General features: G+C 38.2%; 6 protein-coding genes. All 6 read right to left on the bottom strand.

Annotation, left to right across the window (positions count from 1 at the left end; genetic code table 11):
• Position 1: 1 nt before the first annotated feature.
• Positions 2-1,888 carry a tRNA uridine-5-carboxymethylaminomethyl(34) synthesis enzyme MnmG gene (gene mnmG / locus NSU11_RS19690; protein WP_024424069.1) on the bottom strand — a complete coding sequence of 629 codons (1,887 nt, stop codon included), beginning with the start codon at positions 1,886-1,888 and terminating at the stop codon, positions 2-4.
• Between the two features lie 17 nt (positions 1,889-1,905).
• Positions 1,906-3,285, bottom strand: a complete 1,380-nt coding sequence (gene mnmE / locus NSU11_RS19695) for a tRNA uridine-5-carboxymethylaminomethyl(34) synthesis GTPase MnmE (protein WP_025093668.1) — start codon at positions 3,283-3,285, stop codon at positions 1,906-1,908.
• 401 nt (positions 3,286-3,686) lie between these two features.
• A complete protein-coding gene (jag, locus tag NSU11_RS19700) occupies positions 3,687-4,310 on the bottom strand; it encodes an RNA-binding cell elongation regulator Jag/EloR (RefSeq protein ID WP_197173063.1) in 624 nt (207 codons plus the stop codon).
• Positions 4,307-5,089 (bottom strand): YidC family membrane integrase SpoIIIJ, encoded by a 783-nt coding sequence (gene spoIIIJ / locus NSU11_RS19705; protein ID WP_087976621.1) that lies wholly within the window; start codon positions 5,087-5,089, stop codon positions 4,307-4,309. Before spoIIIJ ends, jag begins: the two co-directional genes overlap by 4 nt.
• A gap of 158 nt (positions 5,090-5,247) precedes the next feature.
• The gene (rnpA, locus tag NSU11_RS19710; RefSeq protein WP_024427652.1) at positions 5,248-5,607 is read right to left on the bottom strand and encodes a ribonuclease P protein component; all 360 of its coding nucleotides are present in this window, start codon (positions 5,605-5,607) and stop codon (positions 5,248-5,250) included.
• 78 nt (positions 5,608-5,685) lie between these two features.
• Positions 5,686-5,820 carry a 50S ribosomal protein L34 gene (rpmH, locus tag NSU11_RS19715; protein WP_073208224.1) on the bottom strand — a complete coding sequence of 45 codons (135 nt, stop codon included), beginning with the start codon at positions 5,818-5,820 and terminating at the stop codon, positions 5,686-5,688.
• Between the last annotated feature and the right edge of the window lie 620 nt (positions 5,821-6,440).

Consider the following 6,440-nt stretch of genomic DNA (forward strand, 5'->3'; position numbering starts at 1 on the left):
TCTATTCTGCTATCTTCGCAATACGCCCCTGCTCTAAATATACTAAAAGGATAGAAATATCAGCAGGGTTAACGCCTGAAATACGAGAAGCCTGTGCAACAGAAAGCGGTCGGACTTCTTTCAGCTTTTGTTTCGCTTCAGTTGCAATCCCTTTGATGGCGTCATAATCAATACGATCAGGAATCTTTTTGTTCTCCATCTTTTTCAGTTTTTCAACTTGCTGGAGTGACTTTTCAATATAACCTTCGTATTTAATTTGAATCTCTACCTGCTCACACACATCAGAAGGAAGCGGTGTTTCAGCAGGAGCTAATTTCACAACAGATTCATAATTCATTTCCGGACGCTTCATTAAATCACTTGCACGAATGCCGTCCTTCAACTCACTTCCACCGAGTGAACGAATAAATTCTTGAGTCTCTGCTGTAGGTTTAATGATGACAGAATATAAACGTTTTTTCTCTGCTTCAATGGCTTCTTTTTTCTGCTGGAATGCTTGGAATCTTTCTTCAGAAATTAATCCAATTTGATAGCCAAGTTCAGTTAATCTTAAATCAGCATTGTCATGACGTAGAAGTAGACGATACTCAGCACGTGATGTCAAGAGACGGTATGGTTCATTTGTTCCTTTTGTGACAAGGTCATCGATGAGGACACCGATATATGCATCAGATCGGCTTAAAATGACTTCTTCTTTACCTAATGCTTTTCTTCCTGCATTAATACCTGCCATAATCCCTTGACCTGCTGCTTCCTCATAACCAGACGTACCATTAATTTGGCCGGCTGTATATAATCCAGAAATTTTCTTCGTCTCAAGTGTAGGCCACAACTGAGTAGGCACAATCGCATCATACTCGATGGCATAACCCGCTCTCATCATTTGAACATTCTCGAGTCCTGGGATGGTTGAAAGCATGCGCTGCTGTACATCCTCCGGAAGACTTGTAGACAATCCTTGAACATAAACTTCCTGTGTATTACGACCTTCTGGCTCTAAGAAAATTTGATGTCTCGGTTTATCATTGAAACGAACCACTTTATCTTCAATGGACGGGCAGTATCTAGGGCCAGTTCCTTTAATCATACCTGAATACATTGGAGAACGGTGAAGATTCTCATCAATAATTTGATGAGTCTCTAAACTCGTGTATGTTAACCAGCATGGCAGCTGGTCAGTAATATATTCAACCGTTTCATAGGAGAATGCCCGCGGGACATCATCACCTGGTTGAATTTCTGTTTTACTATAGTCAATCGAGTGGCTATTCACTCGAGGAGGTGTTCCTGTTTTAAAGCGAACCAAATCGAATCCTAGTTCTGCTAAATGATCCGATAATTTAATGGAAGGCTGCTGGTTATTTGGACCGCTTGAATACGATAAGTCTCCTAAAATGATGCGGCCTTTTAAGAAAGTCCCTGTCGTTAATACAACAGACTTTGCACGATAGTTAGCCCCCGTTTGAGTAACAACACCTTTACATTCATTATCTTCTACAATTAAATGATCTACCATACCTTGCAGCATTGTCAGGTTTGGTTCATTTTCCATTGTTTTTTTCATTTCATGCTGATATTGGAACTTATCTGCTTGCGCTCTTAACGCACGGACAGCAGGTCCTTTCCCCGTATTCAGCATTCGCATTTGAATATGCGTCTTATCTATATTTCGCGCCATTTCTCCGCCTAGAGCATCAATTTCTCTGACGACAATCCCTTTTGCGGGGCCGCCTACGGACGGATTACATGGCATAAAAGCAACCATATCGAGGTTGATAGTCAATACAAGTGTTTTGGCGCCCTGTCTTGCAGAAGCAAGAGCAGCCTCAACTCCAGCATGACCGGCACCCACGACGATTACGTCATAATTGCCAGCTTCATAACCCATTTCTTATGTTCCTCCCTTTACTTTCCTAAACAGAATTGAGAGAATAACTGATCAATCAAGCTTTCATGAACAGCATCCCCAATAATTTCACCCAGCTGTTCCCAGCAGCGTGTTAAATCTATTTGAACTATGTCGATCGGTACATCCATTTCAATTCCTTCAAGAGCATCCTCAATGGATTGTTTTGCTGCCTGAAGAAGGGCAATATGTCTTGTGTTACTTACATACGTTAAATCTCCACTTTCAATTGAACCCGTGAAGAATAATGATTGAATCGCAATTTCGAGCTCATCAATCCCCTTTTCTTGTAATAATGATGTAGTAACCACCGGACGATCCTTCGCTAACTGCTTGACCTTTTCGATATCAAGCTTAGGCTCAAGATCTGTCTTATTCACGATCACGATGATATCCATGCCTGAGACGGCCTCAAATAGTTTGATATCCTCTTCTGACAATTCCTCGCTATAATTGAGCACAAGTAAAATCAGGTCAGCTTCTTTTAAGACCTGTCTAGATCGTTCAACCCCTATACGCTCAACAATGTCCTCCGTCTCACGTATACCCGCAGTATCGACTAAACGAAGCGGTACACCTCTAACATTTACATACTCCTCAATGACATCTCTCGTTGTTCCAGGAATATCTGTTACAATCGCTTTTGTTTCCTGTACAAGACTATTCAACAAGGAAGACTTCCCAACATTCGGTCTTCCAATAATGACAGTGGATAAGCCCTCGCGAAGTATTTTCCCCTGCTGAGAAGTCGTTAGCAGTGACTCAATTTCCTTTTTCACTGATGTTGCCTTTTCAACTAAAACTCGATGCGTCATTTCTTCAACATCGTCATACTCAGGATAGTCAATATTAACTTCAACATGAGCCAGAGTTTCCAATATCTCACCGCGAAGTCGTTTAATCAAACCGGAGAGTCGTCCCTCCATTTGAGTAATCGCTACATTCATCGCACGATCTGTCTTTGCACGAATCAAATCCATTACCGCTTCAGCCTGTGAAAGATCAATTCTTCCATTTAAGAAAGCTCGTTTTGTAAACTCACCTGGCTCCGCTAATCTTGCTCCTTCTCTTAAAGCAAGCTGCAGTACTTTATTGACCGTTACAATTCCGCCATGGCAGTTAATCTCAATAACGTCTTCTCTCGTAAATGTTTTTGGTGCTCGTAATACTGACACCATGACCTCTTCTATGACTTGCTCAGTGCTAGAGTCCACAATATGACCATAATGAATCGTATGTGAAGCCACCGATACAAGTTTTTTCTCCTTAGGACCTTTATACATCCGATCAGCAATCTGTACCGCATCAGGCCCGCTTAAACGAATAATCGCAATTGCTCCTTCACCCATCGGTGTAGAAATTGCTGCAATTGTATCCATCACTCATTCACCTCTTTCTCTACTTAATAAACAGTCTGTTATCTATTAAATGGACATTGTCCATCTCTATATCAAAAACGCTTAATCCAAAATTTAAAGATACCATAAATGAAAGCGAAGTGAAAGTATCCCATATCTAATTATCCACAGCTTTGCATCTTATCTATTTTAACACTTAACTTATCCACATGTGAATAACGACGTTTGAAACTTGTCTTCACATCTTACACCTAAATCCAATAAATTTAAACGCCCTGATCCCTATACTTACTTGTTAAATTGGAGTTTTGCACCCATATCACACACTCATTTTTTAGAAATAGAGGATGAATCCTCTATAAAAAGCAATTTTTCAATAAAAAAAGACTAAAATCCAGCTTTGCTGAATCTTAGCCTTTCTGCTATTTTTTATACAGCACCACAACATGACGTTTGCTGCCTGTATCTTCAGATGCCGTTGCAAGTTCTTTAGAGAATGCAGCAATCGCATCATGAACAATTTTTCGTTCATTCGAAGGCATTGGTTCTAAATGAACCTTTCTCTTCGTTTTTAAAACCCGATTTGCTGTTTTGACTGCATATTGTTCAAGTGCTTCTTGTCGTTTCTTCCTATAATCGCCAATATCAATTGTTATATGATGATACTGATCAGAATAACGATTAAACACTAGCTGTACCAACGTTTCTAAAGAGTACAATGTTTGGCCTCTTTTTCCAATCATTAATGACGTTTTATCTCCATCAATGTGGAAAGAAATCTTTTTCGGTTCCTGTTTGGAAATAATCTTTGCTTTAGGATCAATAGACTTAACAATTTTATCTAAATACTGTGTAGCTAATTTAAGTGCATTCATCTTTTCTACTAACTTGACCACAGCTTGTCTTTTACCAAATAATCCTAAAAACCCTTTATTTCCTTCATCTACTATTGTGATTTCTACTTCTTCTTGTAGTAGCTGAATTTGTTTAAGTCCGGAATCTACTGCTTCTTCGATTGTGCGACCGACAGCAGTTATTTCCTTCATTTTTTATTCCCGCCAGCTTTTTCTTTTGTATCTACTTTTACTTGAGGTGTTTTAATCACCAATGTTTGAATGATCATGAAAATGTTACCTACAACCCAGTACAATGAAAGTGCTGCTGGGAAACTAATTGCAAACACAACGATCATAATCGGCATCACCCATAACATGATAGCCATTTGAGGGTTGTCCGAAGGATTTCCAGCCATCATCAGCTTTTGCTGAATGAAAGTAGCTACACCCGCAATAATCGGTAATAGGAACAATGGATCTGGGCTGCCTAAGTCAAACCATAAGAATGTATGCTTTTTAATTTCTGCTGTTCTCATAATTGCATGATAGAAACCAATAAGGATTGGCATTTGAATTAAAATTGGGAAACAGCCTGCTAACGGATTGACGCCATTTTTTTGAAAAAGGGCCATTGTTTCCTGCTGAAGCTGCTGCTGTGTTTTTTGATCTTTAGAACTATATTTTTCACGAAGCTTTTTCAATTCAGGCTGTAATGCTTGCATCGCTTTTGTACTTCTTAACTGTTTAATCATTAATGGTAAAATAAGCAAGCGAATTAGCAGTGTCACAATAATAATCGCTACACCATAGTTTTCACCAGTTAAGTTTGCCATGTACGTGATTAATTGAGATAGCGGGTAAACAATATAAGAATTCCAGAATCCCTTACTATCTGATGTAATTGGTTCATTGATCTGTGTACATCCTGCCAATAAAACCAATACGCCAATCAAGCTAAATATTAGTAATAATCGCCTTTTCAACAAGATTCCTCCCATTACTTCAAACTTTATTTAAGTTGGAATTGATTAAGAAAGTGACTCACCTAATCAGTATGGTAACATTTTTTCTTTGCAAAGTGGTGGTTTCATTTTAATTCACTAGATGAAGGAAGCGCTTTTAAAAATTGATTCAACGAAAGTTTCTATTACGAAGACTTTTTCGGTTGTTGTTGATAAACAGCGGATTTTCTAAATAAATGTTGGAGAGACTTCTTTGTTTCTTCAAAGGTCAATTCACTCGCTGGTTTTCGTGCAATGACAATGTAGTCTTTTTCTTGCTTTAACTTATGGCCTTCCTCTAAAAACACCTGACGAATCAGACGTTTAATTCGGTTTCTAATCACTGCATTACCAATCTTCTTACTGACAGACAATCCTAGACGCAGTTCAACTTGATTTGGCTGATCCAGCTGGTAAATAACGAATTGGCGATTTGCCATTGATTGACCTTTTTTGAACACCTTTTGAAACTCTTCATTTTTTTTTAGCCTGTTTCGCTTCTTCATGTTTTCTTCCACTCCGATAAAAACTGACAGTTCATTTACGATTTTATGTAAAAAAGACCACTGACATTATTCAGTGGCCTAAGCTGATAATTTTTTTCTACCTTTGCTGCGGCGTCGCTTTAAAACTAGACGTCCGTTTTTAGTACTCATACGGCTGCGGAAGCCATGAACTTTACTACGCTTACGGTTATTTGGTTGAAACGTTCTTTTCATTTATGACACCTCCCTGAGGAATAGCTGTTTAAGACAGTCTAACTCATTATATTTGTGTAACCCATCGATTGTCAATATCAATGATAAAACTCTTATTATCAACCTTATAAGCATAACATAAGTTATCAAACGAAGAAACCTTCTTTTTTAGTTTCCAGCATTTTATTCTTTTTTTCCTCCTAAAAAACCTTCAAAACAAGAATGTGGATATTTTTCCGGCATATTTAGACTATCCACACCCATTATCGACATTTTTTTCACACAAATAACCTATGTGGATAATTATTTTTCAACAGGATGTAAAGTGTGTGGATAAGTTTGTGACACCCATTGCACCATCTTGTTTATTTTGATATTATATTTGTGTTTTAACTCTTAATTACTTATCTGGCCTTTTTATATTATCCACAATTTGTGGATAACCTGTGGAAAGTTATTACACAGCCTGTTGAATTGTTTATCCACAGCTTGTGTAATTTGTCGAAAAGACGTTTTTCTACTATATTAATTGTTTTCAACAATGTATGTGCACGAATGGTGATGACCATTTGCTCTTTTTCGTGTTCTATAACAGTTTGATACTGGTCATTTTAAAAAGAAAAGGAGGGGGGAGAGGCCTT

This window comes from Bacillus sp. FSL R5-0712, assembly GCF_038593285.1.
Taxonomy (GTDB): Bacteria; Bacillota; Bacilli; order Bacillales; family Bacillaceae; genus Bacillus; species Bacillus safensis.

Excerpts from the sequence above, each read along its gene's own strand:
- mnmG (WP_024424069.1), bottom strand. The coding sequence starts at position 1,888 with ATGGGTTATGAAGCTGGCAATTATGACGTAATCGTCGTGGGTGCCGGT.
- mnmE (WP_025093668.1), bottom strand. The coding sequence starts at position 3,285 with ATGGATACAATTGCAGCAATTTCTACACCGATGGGTGAAGGAGCAATT.
- jag (WP_197173063.1), bottom strand. The coding sequence starts at position 4,310 with ATGAAGGAAATAACTGCTGTCGGTCGCACAATCGAAGAAGCAGTAGAT.
- rnpA (WP_024427652.1), bottom strand. The coding sequence starts at position 5,607 with ATGAAGAAGCGAAACAGGCTAAAAAAAAATGAAGAGTTTCAAAAGGTG.
- rpmH (WP_073208224.1), bottom strand. The coding sequence starts at position 5,820 with ATGAAAAGAACGTTTCAACCAAATAACCGTAAGCGTAGTAAAGTTCAT.